The 24,699-nt window shown below is 47.5% G+C and carries 16 protein-coding genes; 10 read left to right on the top strand and 6 right to left on the bottom strand.

What is annotated here, in order from left to right:
• Positions 1 to 107 precede the first annotated feature (107 nt).
• The 3 genes from fabI to pbpC all read left to right on the top strand — a co-directional run bounded on the left by fabI (position 108) and on the right by pbpC (position 8,308).
• Positions 108 to 878 (top strand): enoyl-ACP reductase FabI, encoded by a 771-nt coding sequence (fabI, locus tag OW491_RS06190; RefSeq protein ID WP_290035147.1) that lies wholly within the window; start codon positions 108 to 110, stop codon positions 876 to 878.
• A gap of 83 nt (positions 879 to 961) precedes the next feature.
• On the top strand, positions 962 to 5,962 hold the full coding sequence (locus tag OW491_RS06185) for an alpha-2-macroglobulin (protein WP_290035146.1): 5,001 nt from the start codon (positions 962 to 964) through the stop codon (positions 5,960 to 5,962).
• Between the two features lie 3 nt (positions 5,963 to 5,965).
• The gene (gene pbpC, locus OW491_RS06180) at positions 5,966 to 8,308 is read left to right on the top strand and encodes a penicillin-binding protein 1C (protein WP_290035144.1); all 2,343 of its coding nucleotides are present in this window, start codon (positions 5,966 to 5,968) and stop codon (positions 8,306 to 8,308) included.
• Here the strand turns inward: pbpC and OW491_RS06175 are convergent.
• The 6 genes from OW491_RS06175 to ectA all read right to left on the bottom strand — a co-directional run bounded on the left by OW491_RS06175 (position 8,298) and on the right by ectA (position 15,278).
• Complete coding sequence (locus tag OW491_RS06175) at positions 8,298 to 9,080, bottom strand: TSUP family transporter (RefSeq protein WP_075173354.1); 783 nt, start codon at positions 9,078 to 9,080, stop codon at positions 8,298 to 8,300. The genes pbpC and OW491_RS06175 overlap by 11 nt on opposite strands.
• A 65-nt stretch (positions 9,081 to 9,145) precedes the next feature.
• The gene (locus OW491_RS06170; protein ID WP_290035142.1) at positions 9,146 to 11,374 is read right to left on the bottom strand and encodes an EAL domain-containing protein; all 2,229 of its coding nucleotides are present in this window, start codon (positions 11,372 to 11,374) and stop codon (positions 9,146 to 9,148) included.
• Between the two features lie 154 nt (positions 11,375 to 11,528).
• The gene (locus tag OW491_RS06165) at positions 11,529 to 12,965 is read right to left on the bottom strand and encodes an aspartate kinase (protein WP_290035141.1); all 1,437 of its coding nucleotides are present in this window, start codon (positions 12,963 to 12,965) and stop codon (positions 11,529 to 11,531) included.
• Positions 12,966 to 12,992: 27 nt separating this feature from the next.
• Entirely contained in the window at positions 12,993 to 13,391 is a 399-nt protein-coding gene (locus tag OW491_RS06160; protein ID WP_075179500.1) for an ectoine synthase, read from the bottom strand.
• Positions 13,392 to 13,440: 49 nt separating this feature from the next.
• Positions 13,441 to 14,718, bottom strand: a complete 1,278-nt coding sequence (gene ectB, locus OW491_RS06155) for a diaminobutyrate--2-oxoglutarate transaminase (RefSeq protein WP_290035140.1) — start codon at positions 14,716 to 14,718, stop codon at positions 13,441 to 13,443.
• A gap of 50 nt (positions 14,719 to 14,768) precedes the next feature.
• Complete coding sequence (gene ectA, locus OW491_RS06150; protein WP_290035139.1) at positions 14,769 to 15,278, bottom strand: diaminobutyrate acetyltransferase; 510 nt, start codon at positions 15,276 to 15,278, stop codon at positions 14,769 to 14,771.
• A gap of 214 nt (positions 15,279 to 15,492) precedes the next feature.
• Between ectA and OW491_RS06145 the strand changes: the two genes are divergently transcribed.
• The 7 genes from OW491_RS06145 to OW491_RS06115 all read left to right on the top strand — a co-directional run bounded on the left by OW491_RS06145 (position 15,493) and on the right by OW491_RS06115 (position 24,649).
• Positions 15,493 to 15,975, top strand: a complete 483-nt coding sequence (locus tag OW491_RS06145) for a MarR family transcriptional regulator (RefSeq protein WP_075173348.1) — start codon at positions 15,493 to 15,495, stop codon at positions 15,973 to 15,975.
• A 437-nt stretch (positions 15,976 to 16,412) separates the two neighbouring features.
• Positions 16,413 to 17,255, top strand: a complete 843-nt coding sequence (locus OW491_RS06140) for a response regulator (protein ID WP_290035138.1) — start codon at positions 16,413 to 16,415, stop codon at positions 17,253 to 17,255.
• A 27-nt stretch (positions 17,256 to 17,282) separates the two neighbouring features.
• The gene (locus OW491_RS06135) at positions 17,283 to 17,648 is read left to right on the top strand and encodes a response regulator (RefSeq protein ID WP_083610047.1); all 366 of its coding nucleotides are present in this window, start codon (positions 17,283 to 17,285) and stop codon (positions 17,646 to 17,648) included.
• Between the two features lie 26 nt (positions 17,649 to 17,674).
• Positions 17,675 to 18,124, top strand: a complete 450-nt coding sequence (locus OW491_RS06130; RefSeq protein ID WP_290035136.1) for a chemotaxis protein CheW — start codon at positions 17,675 to 17,677, stop codon at positions 18,122 to 18,124.
• Between the two features lie 124 nt (positions 18,125 to 18,248).
• Complete coding sequence (locus OW491_RS06125) at positions 18,249 to 20,357, top strand: methyl-accepting chemotaxis protein (protein WP_178969570.1); 2,109 nt, start codon at positions 18,249 to 18,251, stop codon at positions 20,355 to 20,357.
• Positions 20,358 to 20,368: 11 nt separating this feature from the next.
• Positions 20,369 to 23,737 carry a response regulator gene (locus tag OW491_RS06120; RefSeq protein ID WP_290035135.1) on the top strand — a complete coding sequence of 1,123 codons (3,369 nt, stop codon included), beginning with the start codon at positions 20,369 to 20,371 and terminating at the stop codon, positions 23,735 to 23,737.
• A gap of 81 nt (positions 23,738 to 23,818) precedes the next feature.
• Positions 23,819 to 24,649 carry a type IV pili methyl-accepting chemotaxis transducer N-terminal domain-containing protein gene (locus OW491_RS06115; RefSeq protein ID WP_290035134.1) on the top strand — a complete coding sequence of 277 codons (831 nt, stop codon included), beginning with the start codon at positions 23,819 to 23,821 and terminating at the stop codon, positions 24,647 to 24,649.
• Positions 24,650 to 24,699 lie beyond the last annotated feature (50 nt).

Below are 24,699 nucleotides of genomic sequence, written 5' to 3'. Positions count from 1 at the left end.
TTTTTATGGTTATTGTTTTTTAATGATGTTTTATTTGTTTTGTGTCTACTGCTTGTCATAAATTCAGGTTTATACTGCACTGCAGCAATATAAATTAGGAGGCAGGTATGAGCTTTTCAATAGCGGGTAAGCGCGGCATCATATTAGGCATTGCTAACCGTCACTCCATTGCCTTCGGCTGTGCAAAAGTGCTTCATGAGCTGGGTGCGCAGTTATGTATTACCTACCTTAATGAGAAGTCTAAACCTTATGTTCAACCGTTAGCTGATGTGCTGTCCCCTGCTTTGTTTTTGCCGTGCGATGTATCTAATCCGGGCGAATTGGAGGCGGTTTTTGAAGCGGCAGAAAAAGAATGGGGCACAATAGATTTTGTTATTCATTCTATCGCGTGGTCACCACTTGCAGAGCTACAAGGTCGGTTAGTTGATACATCAGGGGATGGATTCAGTAAGGCGGTAGATATCTCATGCCACTCATTCATACGTTCGGCAAAACAGGCCGAGCGGCTCATGAAAGAAAGAGGCGGAACTTTAATAACTATGAGCTATTACGGGGCGGATAAAGTGGTTGCTCATTACGATATGATGGGACCAATTAAAGCCGCTTTAGAGTCATCAGTTAGGTACTTAGCCGCTGAGCTGGGTGAATCTAAAATTCGAGTACACTCCATTTCACCCGGACCTATGCCTACTCGAGCGGCGTCTGGATTGGCTGAATTTACGCTGCTGATGGATGCGGCAATACAACATTCCCCCTTACACCAATTAGCGACACCGGATGATGTAGGCCATATGGTTGCTTTCTTAATCAGTGATTGGGCGAAAGCGCAGACAGGAAGTCTTATTTATGTCGATGCAGGGCACCATATCATGGCATAAAAAAGCACCTGCTCCTTGGAAAGAGGTCTATGTCGCTTCATACTAGCGCTCGTTGTATAGACTACTTTTTCAGGGAGTGATTAATGCTAGGCCACGCAAGGAAGTTAACAGCTTTTCTACTAATTAGTTTCGTTAGTATCTTTTTGATCGCTTGTAATGGTTCAGGTGATGAGACGTCGTCATCCACTAGTGTGGTATCAGAAGAGCCACAGGTTACTGCTGAGGCTTTACCAAAGAGTACAGGCACGAGTTTAGCTGTCAATGATCAAGCCGCGGGCAGTAATCAGGTTACAAGTACCAATGAAGAGTCAGATGACCCCGCTGATTCTTTATATAAGCAGTCTGATTTTGTGGTTTCTGATGTAAGTGCACAAACCTATCAAGGCCGGCTTGCCGCGGCAGTCACGTTTAGTACCCCTTTGCCCTCCGATCAGTTGTTTAATGATTGGCTAAGTGTCACCACCGATGATCAGGAATCACTGAGCGGAGAGTGGGCCGCTAATGATACCCGCACCGTCCTATATTTCCCGGGCTTATCTCCTAATGAAACCTATCACATCACTGTGCGTAAAGGCCTTCCCTCTGCTTTTGGTAAATCGCTGGAGTCAGATAAGACCGTCTCTTTTACAACCGATACCTTAGAGCCGATGGTCGGTTTTTTAAATCAAGGTAACTTATTAGCTCATCAATTAACCAAAGGCTTACCCGTCCTTACCGTTAATGTTAGTCAGGTGGATCTTGATTTTTATCGTATACCTGAGAGTAAATTGTACGATTTTTTGAGTGAAAATAGTGGGCGTGGTCAATTAGATTTTTGGCGTGTGCGTGATTCCCTAAAGCAATTTGATTTGGTGTACACAGGGCGTTTTGATCTTAAAGTGTTAGAAAACCAACAAGCCACGCGCTATATCCCTGTTAAATCAATAGCACCCCTTCAAAAGCGAGGGGTGTATCTTACTGTGATGAAGCCTGCAGGAAGTTACGACTACCAATACCCATCCACTTGGTTTGCAGTAACTGATTTGGGGGTTCAGTTAAAAATCTTTAAAGATCAGATCGATGTACATGTTAATTCACTGGCCTCTGCCGATGAAAAAGAAGGCGTTCACGTTGCCTTGCTTGATGCTGAAGGTGGTGCGCTGGCCGATCAGGTGACTAATAAAGAGGGCGTTGTAAGCTTTGAGCGGTCTGCATTGAAAACGGAACCTAAGCTATTGTTAGCGCAGTCGGGTAAAGACACGACTTTGGTTAAGCTTTTTGGGCCTGCATTGGACTTGTCTGAGTTTCCAGTTACAGGGCACGCCTCTCATCAACAAACATTGTTTCTTTATAGTAGTCGTGATTTATACCGGCCTGGTGAAAGTGTAACCGTCAGTGGATTGCTTCGAGGAGCTGACGGCGACATGGTTAATGGCGCTACATTAGAAGCTTCATTGCAGCAACCGGATGGCCGGATTGTCGCTACTAGGCGGCTAGCTGCGTCAGCACTTAATTATTATGAAGTGACTTTTCCGATTACAAATGATGCACCGACTGGGCAATGGCGAATCACCATGACGTTGCCTGATAGTCGAGTTGTTGAGTACCCGATACAAGTTGAAGATTTTTTGCCTGAAAGGATGACGCTTGATTTAAAAGCCCCGGAACAATTATCACTCGACAGCCAATATAAGTTAGAGGTTGATGGACAATACCTTTATGGGGCTCCGGCTACTGGTAATAAGTTGCAGAGTAAGCTGATAGCGTCAATGGAACCTCACCCATTTAGAGCCTTTGAGGCATTCCATTTTGGGGATATACAGCAAACCGAATTGGATCGACAAGTTGATCTTGATCCGCTTGTATTAAATGGAGAGGGTAAGGCGACGGTTAGTGTTCCTTCGTTTTGGCAAGAGGCTAAAGTCCCGCTGCGCTTAAAGCTGTTTGAGAGTTTGCTGGATACAGGAGGCCGGCCAGTTAGTCGCAGTGTAACCAGCACAGTCATGCCGGCCGATGAATTAATAGGCATCCGACCATTGTTTGAGCAGGGTACGGTAGATTACGGCAGTACAGCTAATTTTGAGCTAGTAGTGACGAACGGTGTGGATAAATTCGCACGCCAAGACGTAACAGTCCAGCTGATTCGTGAGCATCGTCAGTACCATTGGGTTTATTCCGATTCTGATGGCTGGAGCAGCAATTATACAGAGCGCCACTATCCCGTTTTTTCCCAAATTGTTGATATTAATGCCGATTCAAGTACCTCTATATCGGTACCAGTCGAGTGGGGCTATTATCGTTTAGAAATTAAAGACCCTAGCACCAACTTGGTATCGAACTACCGTTTTAATGCTGGCTGGAGTGAGCAGTCACAAACCTTATCGGGTAGGCCTGATCGAATAGGTATGTCACTGGATAAGCAAAAATATATGCCAGGCGATAAGGTCAAAGTGCGTTTGCAACCGCCAGCAGCAGGTAAAGGTTGGTTAATAGTGGAAGGCGATAAGCCGCTTCATTCACAACCGATTGATATACCCGCGGATGGAGGGGCAGTTGAGTTCACGATGAGCCCTGAGTGGAAACAGCATGATTTGTATATTTCTGTCACCTTGCTGCAAGCAGGTCAGGAACGTGAGGAACATTTACCGCGCAGGATGATGGGTATACAGCCTCTACCGCTAGACAGAGAGGATCGTCGTTTAACGGTTAGCCTAGAGCTGCCTGAGCGAGCGCTGCCCGAGAAACAGCTCACTATTCCAGTGAAGGTATCGACCTCGAGTGGCAAATTACCCTCTGCTGTGCAGATGACATTGTCTGCTGTTGATATGGGGGTGCTCAATATCACACGGTTTAAAACGCCGGATCCTTTTGACGGGTTATTTGGTCAGCGGGCTTACTCACCACAAGTGCGTGATAGTTATGGTGAGTTAGTCGATGGAGATGAAGGTGCGTTGGCTGAGTTGCGCTTTGGTGGTGATGCTGATCTCCAACGAGGTGGAACGGAAGCACCTTCCGATGTGCAAATAGTCTCTTTGTTTTCGGGTGTTATTCCTGTAGATGAGCAAGGTAACGCCGAGATACCGCTAAACATGCCTGATTTTAATGGTCGGGTTCGATTAATGGCCGTTGCGTTTGGCGAAAACCACGTTGGTTCGGCAGAGGCCGAACTGCAGGTAGCCGCACCGGTAGTAACACAGTTATCGATGCCGCGTTTTCTTGCGATAGGTGATCAGTCTGAGCTTGCTTTAGATTTGCATAATTTAAGTGGCAGCGAGCAGCAAATGGCGATAGAAGTTACGTTAGGTGAAGGCTTAGAGTCTAGCGAAGGCGCAGCGCCACTCACAAAGGCTATCACGCTCGCGGATCAAGAAAAGACGACGCTAAGAATTCCGGTTAAAGCGACGGAGGTTTTTGGTCGCACCCCGATTGTTCTTCAGGTAACAGGATTGACTAATCTACCGCAAGGCAGCGATCACTCATTTACACGCCAATGGACACTGAGTTCTCGTCCTGCATGGCCCTCCATTACCGAGCAATGGCAAAAGCGTCTTGCACCTGAAAAGTCGCTCGTGCTCTCTAAAACAACACTTAATACTTTGATTCCAAGCAGTGCTACGTTAGCCATGAGCGCCTCATCACGCCCACCGCTGAACCTTGCATCTTATTTACGCGCCTTAAAAGCTTATCCCTATGGTTGTTTGGAGCAAACCACCAGTGGAATGTTTGCTCAAATTTATACAGACCCTGCGTTACTGCTTGAACTGGGTTTAACGGGAGAGAGCAACGAACACCGTGAAGAGACGATGAGAGTCGCTATACAACGGCTGATGGGAATGCAAAATAGTAGTGGTGGGTTTGGGCTATGGGGAGCGGATAGCCCAGAAGAATATTGGCTCACTGTGTATGTCACCGATTTCTTGTTACGCGCGCAACAGGCAGGGTATGACGTGCCGGCTCATAATGTGGAGCGCAGTGTGAAGCGCCTACAAAGCTATGTACGAGATCCGCGGCGGATCAGCAGCGAGTATACTCATGATGATTCGGTCACTCGCTTTGCTGTGCGTTCGTACGCAGCGCTGGTGTTAGCTGATTTAGGGCAGGCATCGTTGTCTGATCTACGAACGATATATGATCAGCGAGGGGATAAATGGAATGGTCTTGGGCTACTGCAGCTAGGAATGGCGCTAGATACTGCCGGTGATAGCACACGGGCCCAGGCCGCGCTAGCAAGCGCCTCTGAACGCTTATTATCTTCTACTTGGCGATATTCTGATTATGGCAGTCGTGTGCGAGATTTAGCGTTGGCTGTTTTTATGAGTATTGAGCACCATCAACCGGCTGAGTTTTGGGAGCCGCTGCTTTATCGTTTAAAAGAGCAGCTAACGAAACGCCGATGGTTGAGCACCCAAGAACAAAATGCGCTCTTCTTAGCCGGACGCCAACTGCAAATAATGGGTGGCGAACCGCTAGCGCTCACTTTATTGCAAGGGGCGGGTACGTCCGCTATTCAGTCTGAAGGTGATTGGCGGGAGCAGCGCTCAGGAACCTCGGCGGTTGGCGATCTAACATTGATTAATGCCGGCGATAGGCCTGTTTATGTCGATGTTCAGTTACGTGGCTACCCTAAGAATAACCCTAAAGCCCAAAGCAACGGGATACGGGTCCAACGCCGGTACTTTGATGCTAATGGAAACGCACTACAGCCGCTTCACCTTGCAACGGGTGATATGGTGATTGTTGAGTTAACGGCGAAGACGGATGATCCAATGCCGCATGCCTTGATTGTTGACTTGTTGCCTGCAGGGCTTGAGCTGGAAAACCAAAACCTTGCTACTTCTTTGGATATGGAAGATTTAAAGATTGGAGGCCAGTCAATTGTTGAACTGATGCAACAGCAGGATATTCGTCATCAAGAGTTTAGAGATGATCGATATGTAGCAGCGGTAAATATTAACTGGAGTCGTGAATCAAAACTATACTACCTAGCTCGCGCAGTATCGCCGGGGACGTTTATTATTCCGCCGACGTTTGCGCAAGATATGTATAAGCCTGATTATCGCCACATTGGTGGGCAGGCCGGTAAGGTAACGGTACAGGTTCCGTAATACATGGTAGGAACGCCGAAAAAAGAAGGATGGTGCTGGCGGTTACGCCTAACCGTTCTTAGCATCGGGTTGGTCGTTCTCGGGTGTTTGCTGCTTAAGTATCTAGATTGGCGATACCCGTTAGCACCGTTGCCACAAGTGAGCACTCTTGTGTTGGCTGATGATGGTACTCCTCTGCGTGCCTTTCCCGGTGATGGAGATCAGTGGCGTTACCCTGTTGGTATTGACGATATATCGCCTCATTATTTAGAGGTTCTGCTTACCTACGAGGATCGATGGTTCTATTGGCACCCTGGTGTGAACCCATTCTCTTTAGTACGTGCTTTTTGGCAAAATGCACAATCGTCGGGCATTGTCTCAGGTGGCTCCACCTTAACGATGCAAGTCGCTCGTTTGTTGCATCCACACGACCGTAGTTATCGAGGAAAGTTGGTGCAAGTGCTGCGTGCTTTTCAGTTGGAGTGGCACTACAGCAAACCCGAAATTATCGACTTGTACCTTAACTTAGCGCCCTTTGGTGGCATGTTGTCCGGAGTGCAAGCAGCCAGTTTTTTTTATTTTGGCAAGCAGGCCAACCAATTGAGTGATGCCGAAGCCGCTTTACTTGCTGTTTTACCGCAAAGACCCAGCGACTATCGCCCTGATCGGCATCCGCAGGCGGCTTTAAAAGCACGCAATAAAGCATTGGCTCGTATGGCGGTGCTCGGTGTGTGGAGCCAAAGCCGGGTGGCAGAGGCGCAAGCTGAACCGTTGCTTGTTTTTGCAGAAGGGGTACCCAAGGTTGCACCAATCTTGAGTCGTCGCCTTTATCAGCAATGTACGTCGTGTAATGTTATCCACTCCACTATTGATTACGGGCTGCAATTGCAGCTTGAGGCGCTGGTTGATCAGTATCTTTATCAGCTGTCACCGGAGCAATCCGTGGCGGTTATGGTAATGGATAACAGAGACGGCTCTGTTAAAAGCTATATCGGCTCTGGCGATTTTTGGTCGGCGACACGTCATGGGCAAGTAGATATGATACAAGCGGTTCGTTCGCCGGGGTCTACGCTCAAACCCTTTCTCTATGGTATGGCTATTGATGAGGGGTTAATCCATTCGCATTCGTTGTTACTTGATGCGCCTCGATCGAAAAGCCAATACCGACCTCACAACTTTACAGGTCAATTTAACGGCCCTGTCACGGCGACCGAAGCCCTGCAACGCTCGTTGAATGTGCCGGCTGTTCAGTTAATAGAATTTATAGAAGCCGGGCGCTTTTTGACACGTTTACAACACGGTGGCTTGAAAAGCTTTGGTCCGGGTAGCGCTGATCCTAATCCATCAGTGATACTGGGTGGGGTGGGTGTCAAGATGGAGCAAATGGTGGGTTTATACAGTGCGTTTGCCCGCCAAGGGTTGGCAATTAAGCCGCGTTTGCGCCCAGAGCAATCTCAGCAGGAGCGCCGGTTATTATCAACGGGCAGCGCCTGGATTATTTGGGATGCGCTCGCTCAGCACCCGTATCGTAGTATGCATCAAAAAACACAGGGACAATGGAATCTCGCTTGGAAAACGGGAACGAGTTACGGTTACCGAGAAGCCTGGGCGATGGGCGTCTCACCTCGATGGACAATAGGAGTATGGGTTGGACGGCCCGATGGTAGCCCTAGCCCCGGTAAGTTTGGTCGTGACACTGCCGCTCCTTTGTTGTTCCGCGTACACAGTGCCTTGTCTGATGGCGAACGGCGTCTCATAAAGCCTAGTGGGGTTACAAAAGAAGAGATTTGCTGGCCGTCAGGCACGGCGCTAACGCGCCCAGAGAATCAGAATGGTCAATGCTTACGTCATCATGCGGCATGGGTGTTAGAGGGCGTTGTTCCTCCGACATTGCATGAGCTACCTGATCTAACGACACAGCGCCTTATTACTCAAATTTGGGTGGATCCTGTCTCTGGGCTGCGGGTCGATCCCTCGTGCGCTAAACGATCACCTTTACTAACGAGGGAAATTGCGCTCTGGCCAGAGGCGGCAGAGCCCTGGCTACCGACGTTTTGGCGAAACCAGCAGCGACTGCCTTCCTTAGCCCCCGAGTGTGCACTGTTTGCCGCCGAACAAAAAACGATACGCATCACGACATGGCCGGATAAGGCTCTTGTTAAAATACCACCGCATGGAGGGGAGTTACGCGCTGATTTAATGGCTCAGGGCGGGAGCGGAGCGCGCGATTGGTATGTGGACGGTCGTTACGTTGGGAGCAGCGAGCGTGCGTTATCCTATCAATTTTCTAGCGTGGGACTGCATCAAATTAGTGTGGTTGATGAGCAAGGTAATCGCGATATGATCCAATTGACCATTAGCCAGTGATCCAGCTGAACCATTGAGGGTGATCTTGCCATAGTAGGCGGATACACATCACGATTGAGATACACACCAGTAAAGGTCGAATAAGCTTAACGCCTTTACTAACCACTAATCCTGAACCTATTCTGCCTCCGATATATTGGCCCACGGCCATGCTAAAACCAATACTCCAGACAATCTGGCCGCCAATGGCAAAAAACAAGAGAGAAGCGAGGTTGGATGTTAAGTTTAGTAGCTTGGTATGAGCGGTTGCTTTCGCCATACCGAACCCTAACAAAGAAACGAAGGCGATAGCGAAGAAAGAGCCGGTTCCAGGGCCAAAAAAGCCATCATAAAAGCCCACGGTCGTACCTATCACTAATGCAAAACTCAAGGAGCTGATGCGCTGATGGCTATCTTGATCGCTTATGCGTGGTGAGAACAGAAAATAGAGAGCAAAACCGGCCAGTAATAGAGGAAGCAGCTTACTGAGAAAACTAGGGTCAAGCTGTTGCACTAAAATTGTCCCTAATACACCCCCTGCAAAGGTGCAAACAATGGCTAGGCGCATCGAGGCGAGGTCGATTAGCCCGCGTTTCACAAAATAAAGGGTAGCGGCTAACGCACCAAAGCTACTTTGTAGTTTGTTAGTGCCTAGCGCCATTGTTGGAGGCATGCCTGTGGCCAGTAGTGCGGGAATAGTGATGAGTCCGCCGCCGCCCGCAATGGAATCTACGATACCGGCTAACAAAGCAACCCCTGATAAAATGAGCAGGGTAAGGAGGTCGACTTCCATGTGAGGCTTCCAAAATAGCGAATAGAAGCCTTAATCTTATCAGCGGATTCTTATATCACCTATGCTTAAAATGACAATGATGGGTTGTCGTTGAGCCAGTCTAGCAACTCGTCAAATGGCATTGGTTTAGCAAAAAAGAACCCTTGTGCTTGATGGCAGCCTATCTGACGAAGCGTGTTGGCTTGCGCTTGCGTTTCTACACCTTCTGCTACTAATTTTAACCCTAGCTTTTGCCCTAATGATATTAATGTTTCAGCAAACGGCGGCCGGGCGTGTTCAGCATTTGAGTGGGAAATTTCATGTATAAATTGCGTATCAATTTTTAGACGGTCGATAGCAAGATGCCGGAGTGTGTTTAATGATGAGTAACCGGTGCCAAAGTCATCAATAGCGGCGTGCACACCAAGCTTTTGCAGCGTGTGCAGGTTTTCGATAACTAGTTGCGGGTCATGCATAGCGAGTTGTTCAGTGACTTCAATAACGAGAGTGCCGGCCGGCAACTTGTATTCTTGCGTTAGCCGTTGAATGATCTTGATGAGGTTAAACTGTTTAAACTGTGGAATACCTATATTCACGCATACGCTTTGAAGCGTATGTTGTTGTCGCTTCAGTTTGTCAAATGTTCTGCACGCCTCTTCTAATATCCAATCGCCAATGTCGATGATGAGTCCTGAATATTCAGCCAAGGGTATAAAGATTGAAGGGGGCTGAATAAAGCCTCCAGCGGAATCTGGCCAGCGTACAAGGGCTTCTATGCCGCAGACAGCTCCTGTTTTTAGATTAATTTGAGGCTGGTACCACAATGATAAGTGGCCTTCATAAAAATCATTTTTGAGCTGGTTGATAATGTCAGTACGCCAACGGTTATCAAATTCCATTTCTTCTAAGAAGAACTCGTAATTACGCGCGCTATTACGTTTTGCCCGAGCCAGTGCGATGTAGCTGCGTTTTAACAAGGTCAAACCGGTCATTTCCCCTGCGAGCAAGCGGCATAAGCCAACATTGTATCGCATCGAATAACTGAGTTCTCCGACGTCAAATGGTGTAGAGAGTGTGGCTCGAATGCTGTCGGGATTCAGATCTTGTTGTTGCCCTATCAGACCAAAAACATCGGCTCCAATGCGCGCTATGTAGCATGTATCGCCAAGGTAATTTTGCAGACGCTCCGTCACGTTGATTAGCAGCCTATTACCTGTTTCTACGCCTAATCCCTCATTAAGGTCGGCAAAGTGAGATAAATCAATCAGCGCTATCACTGTATTTACGTCTTGGGTTTTGGCGCGTTGATCCAGTTCTAGCAAGAACCGTGTTCGGTTAGGTACTTTTGTTAATGTGTCGTGATAAGCAATAAAACTCAGCTTGTTAACTTTGCTAATTAGCTCATTAGATTGTGAAATGTTGCTAGCAAAAATTTCCAATAGTTGTTGATAATCATCGCTAGGGCAGCACTCACAATCTATATAGATAGCCCCTTCCCAGTGGCTGTTGTTGTAGTACAGTGCCGTGTAGTGGGTATCGAATATCGGGCCTTGCTGTTCAATACAGGTTTCAAAAGCGGATTGTATATCAAGAGCGGCGAGCTGGCTGAGTGGCTCACCTATTAAAGAGGCATGCTGGCCAGTAGCTGCAGTTATGTAAAGCGGACTGCAGGGCGAGTTCGGGGTTCTGACGCGGCGCTGAACACAAATTAACCCATCTTCATCTAGCCCTAAACTAGCGGATAGCTGGTCCAAAATACCTTCTGCAAAGTGGCGCAACGATGTTTTATTGAGCAAGTCGGTTGTGGCACTGATGACCTTTTCCAGTCCTCGTTCTTGCCGGTTGTTCGCCATACTCAACTGATAATTTTGACAGGCTTGGGTGACGATCATTAGCCAATCATTGTCGTTGATGTGTTGAAGGTGTCTATAGTCCTGAATATGCATTTCCAGCAGCCATTCAGCCATAGGTGTTTCGCCTGGTTCACTATCCACTACAATATAGCGCGTGTGATGTTGCTGGAAGTCTTCTCGCATGACGCGCACTAAGTTGTCTGGATCATTTAAGTCCAGTAAACCGGCATTAATGATAACCAGCGCGTAGCGGCGCTCTAAGAGTTGCTGAAGTGCTTTTTCAGGCGTGTGACATGGCATTACCTTGATGACATGGCCAGAAATAGCATAGTCAGAGAAGAGGTGTGCGATATGAGTACACAGGTCGGGGTCGAAGCCGACCATCATAATAGGCCAAACCGGTTTCGGCCTTTCATGAAGCATTAGATGCGGCCTGCTAGGCTGGGTAGTAGGTGTCGTCATCTATGTCCTCATTATTTGGGTTGTCATTACACCAAATGCGGCTTAATGCTCAGGGAAAAGTGTAATCTCTAAAAATAAAGATAGCTGAGAATTAGCAGAATAAAAGTAGCGGGCGGGGAAATAGAGCCCACATTGGGCTCTGGGAGGAGTGGCATTAAGCGGCGCGTATGACAGTGCCGTGGTTCTCTTCTTCGATGAGTTGAGCATGCAATGCTTTAATAGCGGCGTCATAATCTTCTTCCGCTACGATGCATTGAATTTCTACTTGCCGTACCGATTGGTGTAAGGCCATGATATTGATGCTGGCGTTAGACAGCGCAGCAACTGTTTTGGCTAAGATACCGCGTACTTTCATATCTGAGCCAATGGCCGACACTACGGAGATATTATGCAGGTCAACGACTGCTAATGGGTATTGCTCTTCAATCAAGCGGACGGCACGGTTAATCATTTTCCGATTTCCGGTCACGTAATACGTGATGGTGTTGGCGTCGGCATCTTTGTTGATTGTGTAGAGTTTGAGCTGGTTGAGTAAACGCGAGATCTCAATATCGTACTCTGGTGTGCCTAGCATCTCTTGATCAAATACTTCGATCCCCACGACGTCTTTGCGCCCCGCTATGATTTCGACACACGGGCGTGTGTTTTTATAATCTTGAGTGATTAACGTGCCGGTATGCTCGGGTTCAAAGGCATTCTTGATACGCAGGGGGATCTGCTGTCGGCGTAAACCTCGGGCAGCTTTGGGGTGAATCGCTTCCATGCCTAAGTTAGAGAGTTGATCGGCCACGTCATAATTGGTTCGACCGATCGGTAGCACACAGTCAGCACCAACCACACCAGGATCCGCGCTGCTTAGGTGGTACTCTTTGTGGATAATCGCTTCGCGGGCATGGAGGTGGGTTGCTATTTTAGCGAAAGTCATCTCACTGTAGCCACGATCAAACGTTTGCATCAAACCTTCTTCGCAGTGCGTGTATCCTGTGACGATAAGTAGCTCATTGTCTGGCTGTGCACGGCTCAGGTGTTTTTCGATCATGGCGTCAAAGGGCAGAGGCTCGGGCTCGTTCCAACCGCTTAAATCGATCATTCTGGCATTCACTTTCTGTGCTTTAAGCATTAACACGGTATTAAAGGCGCTGTGAGCTTCTCCTAAGGAGGCTAGCATTTCACGCACGCGTATGAGCTGGCTTTTTACTTGGAAGTGCCCGTGGGCGCAGAGTTTTTGCAGGTTTTCCATGCACAGCTCTGCATCATTTAGCCGCTCTAAGATAAAGTGATTGGCTTGCTGTAGCGATAGCTCATCGGTGAACATTTCCGTGTTAATTGCGAGCATCGCTGTGCGTACGTTTGATAAATGTTTACGCCATGCGTGTTCATTTTCGGCTTCTGCAAAGCTGCTATAGACGCCGGCATCACCCGTTTTTTTATGTTCGAGCAGCAGGTTTGTGATACCGGCATAGGCCGATACCACAAAGACACGATTATAGAGAGATTGATCAGGCTGCGAGCGCAAAAAAATATTGTGCTTAATTTCGTTAAAGCGGCTCATTGAAGTGCCGCCTATCTTTTCTACGGTTGGGTTTGTCATGGTGTTTTTTGAAAGACCTCAATCAAGTTAAGCGCCCAGGCTGCTGGCATCTAACGGGTACACACCGTTCTCATCATGCGTTTCTTTTCCGTTGAGCGGAGGATTGAATACGCAGGCCATTTTCATTTCAGTGGTACCGCGTAGAAGGTGCTCATCATGCTTGTCTAACACGTATAAAGTCCCCGGTTTAATGGGGTAGACCTTCCCGTCGGCAATGGTTTCTATTTCGCCTTCGCCGGACATACAGTAAACAGATTCAAGATGGTTTTGGTACCAGATATGTGTTTCTGTGTTGGCATAAATAGTCGTTATATGGAAAGAAAAGCCCATGTTATCCTCTTTAAGGATCATGCGTGTGCTTTCCCAATTATCAGCGGTAATGCGGCGGTCGCTGTTTTCTGCGTTTTCTAGTGTGCGAACAATCATTAGTGTCTCCTCTGGGTGAATATCAGTGTTAATTGGACAAACAGCCCGCTTATGAGGCTTGTTGTGCTTCCTGATAGTCAGCCATTGTTAGGGCAAAGGCATTGTCTAAGCGGGAGAGTCCTTCTAGGAGTTGCTCTTCGCTGATTGTCAGAGGGCAAAAACACTTAACGACTTGGTCATGGTTGCCGCAGGTTTCAATAATGAGATTTTGTTCAAATGCATGAGCGACTATCTTGCTGGCGATCTCTTCGTTAGGGCAAACGATGCCCGTCATCATTCCACGTCCTCTGACGGTAAGAGATTCAGGCCCATAGCGGCGGGCAATTTGTTGCAGACGATTTTTAAGCAAGTCGGCTTTGGCTTTTACTTCCTTGCTAAAGCTGTCGTCGCTCCAATAGGTTTCGATGGCGGCTGATGCGGTCACAAAAGCATGGTTGTTACCTCGGAAAGTACCGTTATGCTCGCCGGGTTTCCATTCATCGATAGACTTGCGAAATACAGTCACGGCAAGGGGTAGGCCATATCCACTTAATGATTTGGATAATGTGATGATATCCGGCTGAATGCCTGCGCTTTCAAAACTAAAGAAGTCACCACTGCGACCACAGCCGGCTTGAATATCATCAACAATCATCAGCAAATCGTGCTTATCGCACAACTTACGAAGCCCTTTTAGCCACTCATCAGATGCCGTGTTTAATCCGCCCTCACCCTGAATGGTTTCAAGAATCACGGCGGCGGGTTTATCAATGCCGCTGCTTGGATCAGATAACATCTTGTCCACGTAAGTCAGCGTATTGGTGTTTGTGCCTAAATAGCCATCAAAGGGCATGCGATCGACGTGGTTTAAGCTATGCCCTGCTGCGCCACGATGGTGTTGGTTCGCTGTACAGCTAAGAGCGCCTGCGGTTACACCGTGGAAACCATTGGTAAAGGCGATGATGTTTTCACGGCCTTTTACTTTACGAGCTAACTTGAGCGCTGCTTCAACGGCATTGGCGCCAGTAGGCCCCGTAAACTGCATAACATAATCATTGAGTTTACGCGGTTGTAGAATCTTTTCTTGAAAGAGGCGAATGAACTCTTCTTTGGCAACAGAGTGCATATCTAGGCCGTGTGTAATGCCGTCTGCTTCAATATAGTTTAATAAGGTCTGTTTCATAACGGGGTTGTTATGGCCGTAATTTAGAGAGCCGGCACCCGCTAGAAAGTCAATATATTCACGGCCTTCGCTGTAAAGAGTAGCGCCTTTGGCATGATCAAATGTAACAGGAAATGAGCGGCAATAGCCGCGAACTTCTGATTCATAGTTGGTAAATGTTGTCATGATTCGTTCCTTTGAAAGTGAAAGAATTGGGCTGCAAGTTGTGCTGATGGTTAGCGTGTTGCGACATCTGGCAATGTGGCGCGATATAGCACCTCTGTTTCATGCCGACCCGCAAAATGCAGCGTTTCATCAAATAGTGTGGTTTGCTCAACACAAAAACCTCGCTGCTCAAAAAAACGTGTGAATAGTTTTTGTGAGGCGTGATTATTTGGTGAGATGCTTGTTTCAATATTCTTGGCCTGCTCGCAACGGTCGAATAAGTGAGACAGCATGGATAAGGCTAACCCCTGACCGCGGGCTTCTGGCGCTAACGCTACCTGCCAGACGAATAGCGTGTCCGGTTTGTTTGGCAGCATATAGCCTGTTATTGAGCCGACGAGGGCGTTGTTTTTATCGACGGCGATAATGGCCGTATCTGCAAAGTGGCTAGCTTGCAACAAGTTGCAATAAGCAGAATTTGTATCTAACGGCGGGCAACGCTCAATAAGCGCATTAAGCGCTAAACCATCACATGCTGTTGGCTTGCGAAATGTAATCGAACACGTTGATGTTTTAGTCATATAGTTTCAAATGTGTAATATTTAGATTATCAAAGTACTTTTATTATAAAACACACCTGGAAATAGATATCAAATCTGTTTTTGTGGGCTTTTTTGTTTGATTTAATGTTTGCTTTTCTAAATTTATCTGAAAGGTATAAATAAAAATGTAGCTATCTAAGAAGAATATCGCGTATAATTTCGCGTCCTAATATATAGTAAGCTTTGAATATCTATGGAAAAGAGCCTGCAAGCGTTAATGATTTTGCGTCAAATCATCCGCGCTACTGAAATTCAAGAAAAAAATATCAGCCGTTCGACAGGGTTAACCTTGCCACAGTTGATGGTGCTGCAAACGTTGCGTGAAAGATCGCCTATGACAACGGGCGATTTAGCGCGCCATTTGAATGTGGCTCAGGCAACGGTAACCAGTATTCTTGATAGGCTTGAAAAGAAGCAGTTAATACTGCGAGAGCGCGGGAAAGAGGATAAGCGTAAGATGTGGGTTCAGCTAACGGACTCAGGCTTGGAGCTGCTAAAAAGCGCACCGACAACACAGCAAGACCGCTTTACCCAGCAATTTGATGACATGCACGATTGGGAACAGTCCATGGCCATTGCTTCTTTAGAGCGAATAGCGGCTCTTTTGGATGCTGATCATATTGATGCAGCTCCTGTCTTAAATATAGGTCGTCTTGATCGCGAAGACGGCGCTTGATTCGATAGGCCTGATTTCTGCAGGCCTGTCACATTTCTTTCATCTCATTATCTTACCCTTTGCCTATTGCGACAATTATCGAACTCCTTGTTTTGCCTTAAGGGATGCGCTATTTTGGCTCTTCGCTCCATTTTGGTGCGACTTCGGCAGGGGCGTTTTGAATCCTTATTCGTGCTTGCTGAGAGAGAATAACTGAGCAGATTAGGCGTGCGGTCGCTTCTTTAATGGTAATGAATCTTATTTACGTTCATTAATGTACACTGAACACTAATGGCCTTAAAATTGCTATGAAAGGTTGTTTTTAATGGGTCCATCTTTATTGATTGTTGGTTAGCGCACTCCCAATTGATGACCTATTATGTAGTACGTGTTGGCCGCTTGCTTCGTAAAAGCGGCTGCAATTCATTAAAGATGTTTAGGTGTATTAAGGAATTGCTATGCAGGTGGGGTCATTTGGGTTCCCAGAACAGCAGCGTTCGAAAGTTGAAAAAATATTACGATTGTCACGGCGGCGCGATTACGAGTTAGTCGCGTTTGATGAAACAGCTTTGCCTGACGTTTTGCTCGTCTTTGGCGAAGAGGCGCTGTCCGAACCGAGCGTTAGCGCGTTGCCTGCTGATTATCGCCGACGCTTAGTGGTAGTTTCCCGACAAAAGCCTAAAGAAGTGAGCCTCCCTCATATCGGTTATCCGTTAATATCTTCGCGTGTGATCCGCGTTCTTGATGGCATTGTTGATCGGACGATAGATTCTGTTCCTTTGACAGACTCTGATGCCCCTCTAGCTGCTGATGTATCTGAGAACAAAAAAGCAGCCTTGTCTGACGAGAGTCGTACACAGGAAACGGAACCGGACGATAACGCTTTACGTGTGCTTGTGGTGGATGACAGCGCACCTATGCGACAAGCCTTGGCTGATCAATTGATGGCGTTACCCATGGCGATGCAGATTAGCTTTGCCGAAGATGGGGCGTCTGCATTATCGGTAACGGATCAACAGCATTTTGATCTGATCTTTTTGGATATCATGATGCCGGGTATTGATGGTTTTGAAACCTGTACCCAATTACGCCAAAAAGCACATATCAAAAAAACGCCTATTATTATGCTGTCTTCCAAAACTTCACCGCTGGATGAGGTAAAGGGGATTATGGCGGGGTGTTCTACTTATCTTACCAAGCCTATTGTGCCAGATGAGTTCCAAAAGGTTATTCGCCGGGTTTCCAAGTGGATTACTGAATATAGGCCTGAGCGTGCGGCGAGCCAAGCGCGTACAAATTAAATCGGTTTTCTTTTTACAGGTGATTAAATGAGTGTGAAAAAAATTCTTGTGGTTGAGGATGATCCTCTTCAGCAAGCTCGTATTCGCGATGTTTTGAAGCAAGTGGATGCGGAAGTTGTGATGGCCGATAATGGTAAGCAGGGGTTTGAAAAAGCCATATCTTACCACCCCGATTTGATTTTTATGGACATTGTGATGCCTGAAGTCGATGGGTTTGCCGCATGCCGTCAGATAACACGTCATGAGGCAACACGAGGAATCCCCGTCGTTATTGTTTCGGGTAAAAACCAAGAGGCGGATCATGTTTGGGCTAAGCTCCAAGGGGCGTCGGCCGTTGTAAATAAGCCTTACCAAGACGAAGATGTGTTGCAGCATGTGCGAGGCCTAGGGTGACGGACTCGCTACCCCAGGACGTTTTATTGCCAAACGACACCGGTGCTCAGGTACGCCATGGTGTGCTTGTTGCTGGTGTGCGCTTGTTGGTACCGGTAGGGACACGCAGTGAGCTTGTGCCGATGGCATCTGGGTGCCGTATTCCGGGAGCTCCTGATTGGTTTAGTGGCTTTATTAATCACCGTGGTGATGTAATCCCCGTGTTTAATATGGGTGTGCTGCTTAATGGTAAAAACGCTGATTTAGTCCCTCCTAAGTGGGTGCTGCTACTAGATAGCACACCCGATACGGTAGGTATCATGACCGATGACTATCCGGCATCACTAACCGATTATCAGCCATGTGATTTGCCAACTGACATTGCGTCGGCTTTGGAGGGGTTTGTTAACCAAGCCTATTTGGCGAATGACCATGTATGGCTGGAGCTAGACCATAAAGCGTTGTTCACATCGCTTATTCCGCAATTTAATGCCTAACACTGACAACAAGTAAGTAACCGCTTTAGGATGGAGCGGTTATTCGGTAAGGATGCCAGTGAAATAGTCGAGGTAACATACCTCATGCTTTCGTTTTACAGGTGAGTGCACCTAGGGATTTTCTATGCAATCGTTCTCAGCTTTCCAGAATTTAAAGCTTTCGGTTAAGTTTATGCTAGCCGTATTACTTCTTTTTGCTGGCTTGGTTTTCTTGGGTTACTCCTACTACCAAACGCTTTCGTTAGAGCGCTTGGCACAGCTAAGAACTGAGAAGATGCAGGCATTTTCCGACCAAATTGACTCGATTACCTCGAATGTTTTGCAAGGTGAGCTGTCGGAAAAAGAGTTCTTCCTCACCAAAGATTTGGAAAACTTGAATGTATTTAACCAACGAATGAATGAGCTCGACACTACAATTAACAGTCTTGATGGTTACTTGATCAGTGATAAAGACCGAAAGATGATTGAGGTCTTCCACTCTATTGTTGATGAGTACCAAGACCATTTTTATGAAGCCGTTGATACCTCTATTGAGCTGGGTTTGACTAGTGAAGATGGGGTGCAAAGCGATTTTATTAGTCAGTTGTTAACCTTGGAAGTGTTAGTGGAAAACTCGACGGTGACCACACTGACCGAACGGGTTGATGCATTAACTGCAAACGCCTACCGAGCATTAGAGCGTGACAACTTACTCGCGACGCAATCGGAACTGATGGCTGAGCTTGCTTCGCTGTCACGAGCAGTTAGCACTACGCCAATTGGTGACCAAGTTCTACGCCGTGAAATTTTGGCAGATATTAGCCGCATGGAAGAGCAGCTATCCCGGTTAACCGATGTACGTCAGCGGTTAACTGAGCAGACGCAAATGATGGCGCAGACAATCGCTAAAATAGAGCCGCAGATTGTGTCTCTCGGTGCACTTGTAGAGGATTATCGTGCGGCTGATGCGGTAACGCGTAACGAGAATGCCAAAGATATGAACTCGTTGTTCTTCTTGTCTATTGTTTTGATGTTAATCGCGTTAGGCATCGCATTATGGATTTTGCAAAGTGGTGTAATTAACCCGCTGTCTTCAATGCAGCAAACAATAGAGCGTATCCGAGATGGGGATAACTATGCGCGCACAGGTTTTCGCCATGAGGATGAGGTCGGCCAGCTAAGTACCTTGTTGGACTCGCTTTTGGATGAAAAAGAAAAAAGCTTACGAGAAAAAGAGCAAGAAAACGCACGGTTAAACACATCAGTTATCTCGTTGATCCAAAACGTATTTATGCTAAGTGAAAAAGATCTAACGGTGAGGGTGCCTGTATCCGAAGATATTACCGGAGCGGTGGCCGACTCTATTAACCAGTTAGCGGGCTCAATGAATGAGGTTTTACATGACGTAACGCGCTTTGCTGAGCACGTTAACAACGCTTCGCAACAGGTAAAGCAGCAATCGGGTACGGTTATTACCTATGCAGAGCGTGAACAGGATGAGATTCACCAAACTCTTAAGGGATTGGAGTCGGTGGTACGTGCCATGCAGTTAATTTCTAAGTTGGCGCATTTATCCAGTAAAGCATCGCAACGAGCCATGAATACGTCAGAGAATGCCATGCAGTCGGTGTCGCAAACGGTAACGAGCATCAACAAAATTCATCAAACGATTCATAACGCCGAAAAGCGTATCAAGCGCTTGGGCGAACGTTCGCAAGAGATCGGCGGCATTATCAACCTGATCAACAGTATATCTGAGCGTACGCATGTGCTCTCTTTGAATGCGAGTATGCACGCTGCCTCTGCTGGTGAAGCCGGGCGTGGGTTGATGGTCGTGGTAGATGAGGTACAACGTTTGGCTGAAAGTTCGCGAGAGGCTACCGCTGAAATTGAAAGCTTAATTAGTAATATCCAGACAGAGACCGCTGACACTATTGCCGTTATGAACGACGTAATAACCGACGTTGTTGAGGGGACACGTCTTGCCGAGGAAGCGGGTGCGCGGATGGAAGAAACACGAGCCACCACGAGTACATTGGTAGAGTCCGTTGTACGTATTTCCCAGAGTGCGGTTAAACAGGCGAAGTTGGCCGAACAGCTACAGGTGCGTGCGGCGCGGATTAATGATTCAACAGCGGCCACCAACGACGAGATGATTCGCCAAGCCGAGCTGTCTAATGAGCTGGTGGCTTCAGCCGAATCGTTGCAGTCATCTGTGAGTGTCTTTAAATTGGCTTCGTCGCCTGCGGCTTAAGGGGCGTTGTCATGAGTGAGTTATCCCAATCAATTACGGATTTTATACCGTATTTGCAGCAGGTGCTGACAAGTAATGAACGATCCGAAGCGGTGGCTTCTCTTGACGAAATGGTTGAGACGCTTGTTGAACAGGCGAGTGAAGAAGAGCTGCCAGGCGCTGCGGATGCCTTAGCGCTGCAGCTAGAACTTTACGGTCAACTGCCGGATGTATCTAGCGCTTCGATGAATTCGGCCTGCCAGTTGTTAGTGCTATTCCCCAAAGATTTACTGCGCCTATTGGCAGGGGATTCTAGCGCAGTTGATGACATTATTGAGGTGCTCAGTAGCGACATTTGGCCGCGACCTATCTCGTTAGATGATCTTACTTTTCTGCTTGAGTTACTGCATGACGATTGTGCCGCTATTGTCGCGAAACAAACGAACGACGAACCGGCGCAAAGTGCTTCCTTGGACGAAGAGGAAATCGTATTTTGCACACAAGATCCGGCGTTATTAACGGATGATATAAGCCAAGTCGATGGCGAAGTATTATCGATGCTAAGTGACTCAATACGCGCTTTACTAAGCGATATTGATGAGGATCTATCTACCCAAGCATTGCAACAGTTGCCCACGGACTTAGCCCCTATTATACGTGCTGCTAAGTCAGTCCAGTTATACGCTGTTCAATGCTTGTTAGAAGGCTTATGCATTAATGTGCACAGTGTCGCCGAGCAGGGCGTGGAAGACGCGGATATTCGTTGGGTAACCTCATGCGTATCGGCTGTTGCTGCGTATCTAGATAGCTTAGCTGAGTCCACCGCGGATGACGCATTGAGCGATGCCTTGCTGCCGCTATTTAGCCAGCCTAGTTTGCCTGTGCCTCTAACGCCTGACCAAGCTGAATATTTGCGCCAGTTAATGGCTGTTGCCTCGGTTAAAACCGCAACGGTAATTGAACCTGAAGTAGTGACAGATGATCACTTATCAATGCCTGATGCCGGAGATATCGATGAAGGCTTGATGACGATGCTTCATGACGAGCTACCAATGCTTGTCGATTCATTGATGCTGTCCTTACAACATGCTCAAAAAGCCGACAGTGACAAGCAAATGGCTGCGGCTCAGCTCATGGATGCACAACGTTATGCCCACACGCTTAAAGGCTTGGCTAACATGGCAGGTTTATCCGCTATTTCGCATATTACCCACCGGATGGAAGATATTCTGGAGGCCGTCTGCGATGCGAAGGTCTCGTTAGGACGCGCGATTAGAAACGACCTGCAAATGGCAACGGATAGCTTGGCGCAAATAGTCGATGCTTTGTTGGCCGGCTCTCCAGTACCTGATGTAGCCAGTACCGCATTGCAGTCGATGATGGATTGGTATTACACATTGCGCAGCCAAGGAGTTGATGCTGTTGCCGGTGATGCCATGTCGTCTGACGATGATGATAGCGCCAGTGTGTTTGAGGCCCGCGAGGTGGTTCAAGAGGAAGTAGAAGCTGAGCCTCCGGTAGCCGTAGTTTCCAGTGCACCCGCTGTTGATGATACGCAATTTAGAGTACCGCGTGTCTTGCTTGACGACTTGTTCCGTATAACGGGTGAAAATACCGCGTTAACATCTCAGCTTAGTGACGAGCTCGCTGAGCTGCGAGGGCTTACGAGGATCAGCCGAGACCGACACCGCCAGCTTCAAAAGCTATTGTTAGAGCTAGAGCAGCACCTCAACGAATCTTACACACTGCAATCAGACGAGCAAACATCGCACTCTCCAGAGGAAGGTGACGAATCCAGCGTGTTTGATCCATTAGAAATGGACCGTTACCACGAAATGCACACTAGCTTTTCGATGTTGAATGAGACCGCGGCGGATGTGCGGGAAGTCGACTTGCAAATGGCCGGGCGCGTACAAAAGCTGAATGACCTACAAATAGCTCAAGCCGGTGTGCAGCGAGAAACCTTGGATGCAGTGATGCGCGCACGCCAAGTAGCGGTGAGTACCTTAACGGCCCGCTTTGAGCGGATTATGCGCCAAGCTTGTCGTGCAACGGATAAACGGGTTGAGTTGACAATCGAAGGCGGTAGTACGCTCATCGACAGTCAAATCCTCAATCAGTTGACGGGCCCGTTGATGCACCTAATTCGTAACGCCGTTGATCATGGTATTGAAACACCACATCTACGTTTTGAAGCATCTAAGCCTGAAACTGGGCGCCTAACATTGCGTTTTCGTCAGCAACAAGATCGCATCTTAATTGAGTGTGAAGATGATGGTGCAGGCATTGACGCTGATTTGGTTCGAGCTAAGGCGATAGAAAGAAGGCTCATTAGCGAATCGCAGGAAGTATCAACAGCCGATATACAGCAGTTGATTCTATTACCTGGGTTTTCGACACGCCGTGATACTAGCCAGCTGTCGGGGCGTGGTATCGGCATGGATGTAGTGCATCAAGAGATTCGCCGTTTGCATGGCACGCTCTCCATTGAGGCGCGCCAAGGGCAAGGCACCCGCTTTTTAATTTCGTTACCTTCAAGTTCGCTTATGATTAGAGCTTTGCTAGTGCGTTCGCGCCAGCAAGTGTACGCGCTGTCATCCTCGGGCTTGGGACAAACGATATTGTCATTAGATGGGGCGCTGATTGAGTCGCAAGGAGAGCTCTATTTTGAGCACCAAGGGGAGCGTTATACAGCTTATCCGTTAGAGTCTTTGGTGGGCGAACCCTTGGTGGACTACCGCCAACATCCTATCTTTCAGGTCATATTGGTTGAAGCCGGAGGCGAAACTGTCGCTGTATTAGTCAGCGAAGTGATTACATTACGTGAGCTCGTCTTTAAGCAAATGGGGCCGTATGTCCCTGAAATTCCGGGAATTCCAGGGCTAACATTATTATCCAATGGTGCTGTCGCCCCTGTGATTGACTTAGCCACGCGACTCGATCGACTGACCGGCCAGAATCACAATTGGTTGTCGCAGCTTGAACAGCAGCCGGTTTCTGAGCTGCCGTTGATTATGGTCGTAGATGATTCATTGAGTGCGCGAAAGTCGTTGGCTTTGTTGCTTAAAGATGCCGGCTTTGAGGTGTGCACTGCCATTGATGGTGTGGATGCTATTCGTCAGATAGAGAAAAAAGCGCCTCACTTAATAGTGACCGATTTAGAAATGCCACGCATGAATGGCATGGAGTTAGCGTCCACTGTGATTAGCCGAAGTGAGTTGGCGGATATTCCTGTCATGATGATTACATCACGCTCGACCCAAAAGCATCGTGTAGAGGCCGCCGCAGCCGGTGTGAGTGTCTACCTCACCAAACCGTGGAATGAGAATGAATTGTTGGATCATGTGGAAGCCTTGCTGGGTAAGGTGGCCAATAAAAGTTTACAGGCGGTGATGACGTAAACTGGCGGTTATTGAATAGTAAACAAGGAACAGTCAGCGGGAAAAAACATGTATCAATTGTACAGTGGAACTTCAGTCCTGATGAGTACGAACTTAATGCTAACCGCTTTTTATCAAGTAAGGCATCGTGTGGTGTTGATGCTAGCTTTGATAATGATGCTTGTAGTAGGCATAGCATTACCGACCGCCAACGTGCAGGCAGAGTCAATCAATACGCTTGGTGATGCGATTAATCAAGCTGGCAGCCAGCGTATGTTGACGCAGCGAATGCTGAAAAATTATGCCTTAATAGGGCAGTCAATTCGTGGCCGCAGTGCGCAACAGCAGCTAGATGAATCGATTGCGCTTTTTGATCAGCAGCTTGTCAATTTAAAGCGCTATTCGAATGATTTGGAAACGCTTGAGTTGTTAGCGAACGTCACTGAACAGTGGGCTATTGTTAAAAAAGAGTTTCAGCAAACACCGCAAAAAAACAAAGCCTTATCACTGCGAAATAAAAATGATGCGCTGTTGGCGGCGGCGAATCAAGTTGTCTTGTCGCTGGAGCACCAATCTCAGACAAGAACAGGGCAGTTGGTCAATGTAGCAGGCCGTCAACGGATGTTAAGTCAGCGCATGGCTGCCAGCTACGCATTGATGGCGTGGGGTTTTGAAGCAGAAATTAAGCCTATTTATGAACAAGCCTATCAAGAGTTTGATTCCGCCTTGGATTACTTATCATCTAACCCGACCAATAGCTCTGCTATTTCATCATCATTAGCCGATGTGCGGCAGCAATTTAAGCGCTTTACTATGACCTCGCAAGCAGCGGACGAACATGTCTACGTGCCCGGTTTAATTGATCGTTCTGCAGAAAAAGTACTAAAGCGTATGAATGAGGTAACAGCTTTGTATGCCGGGGCGTTTCAATAAAAGTTGCTGCTTGCTCAATGCCTCGTTTTTATATAAAACCCGATAATTAA

It is taken from the genome of Neptunomonas sp. CHC150 (genome assembly GCF_030397555.1).
GTDB lineage: Bacteria > Pseudomonadota > Gammaproteobacteria > Pseudomonadales > Balneatricaceae > Neptunomonas > Neptunomonas phycophila.
The sequence above is the reverse complement of the archived record's forward strand: the minus strand, read 5'-3'. Positions and strand labels throughout refer to the sequence as shown.

Bases quoted from the DNA above. Each gene is read 5' to 3' on its own strand.
- OW491_RS06175 (WP_075173354.1), bottom strand. From the start codon at position 9,080: ATGGAAGTCGACCTCCTTACCCTGCTCATTTTATCAGGGGTTGCTTTG.
- OW491_RS06135 (WP_083610047.1), top strand. From the start codon at position 17,283: ATGAGTGTGAAAAAAATTCTTGTGGTTGAGGATGATCCTCTTCAGCAA.
- OW491_RS06170 (WP_290035142.1), bottom strand. From the start codon at position 11,374: ATGACGACACCTACTACCCAGCCTAGCAGGCCGCATCTAATGCTTCAT.
- OW491_RS06120 (WP_290035135.1), top strand. From the start codon at position 20,369: ATGAGTGAGTTATCCCAATCAATTACGGATTTTATACCGTATTTGCAG.
- OW491_RS06185 (WP_290035146.1), top strand. From the start codon at position 962: ATGCTAGGCCACGCAAGGAAGTTAACAGCTTTTCTACTAATTAGTTTC.
- OW491_RS06145 (WP_075173348.1), top strand. From the start codon at position 15,493: ATGGAAAAGAGCCTGCAAGCGTTAATGATTTTGCGTCAAATCATCCGC.
- pbpC (WP_290035144.1), top strand. From the start codon at position 5,966: ATGGTAGGAACGCCGAAAAAAGAAGGATGGTGCTGGCGGTTACGCCTA.
- OW491_RS06160 (WP_075179500.1), bottom strand. From the start codon at position 13,391: ATGATTGTTCGCACACTAGAAAACGCAGAAAACAGCGACCGCCGCATT.
- OW491_RS06125 (WP_178969570.1), top strand. From the start codon at position 18,249: ATGCAATCGTTCTCAGCTTTCCAGAATTTAAAGCTTTCGGTTAAGTTT.
- ectB (WP_290035140.1), bottom strand. From the start codon at position 14,718: ATGACAACATTTACCAACTATGAATCAGAAGTTCGCGGCTATTGCCGC.
- OW491_RS06140 (WP_290035138.1), top strand. From the start codon at position 16,413: ATGCAGGTGGGGTCATTTGGGTTCCCAGAACAGCAGCGTTCGAAAGTT.
- OW491_RS06115 (WP_290035134.1), top strand. From the start codon at position 23,819: ATGAGTACGAACTTAATGCTAACCGCTTTTTATCAAGTAAGGCATCGT.
- ectA (WP_290035139.1), bottom strand. From the start codon at position 15,278: ATGACTAAAACATCAACGTGTTCGATTACATTTCGCAAGCCAACAGCA.
- fabI (WP_290035147.1), top strand. From the start codon at position 108: ATGAGCTTTTCAATAGCGGGTAAGCGCGGCATCATATTAGGCATTGCT.
- OW491_RS06165 (WP_290035141.1), bottom strand. From the start codon at position 12,965: ATGACAAACCCAACCGTAGAAAAGATAGGCGGCACTTCAATGAGCCGC.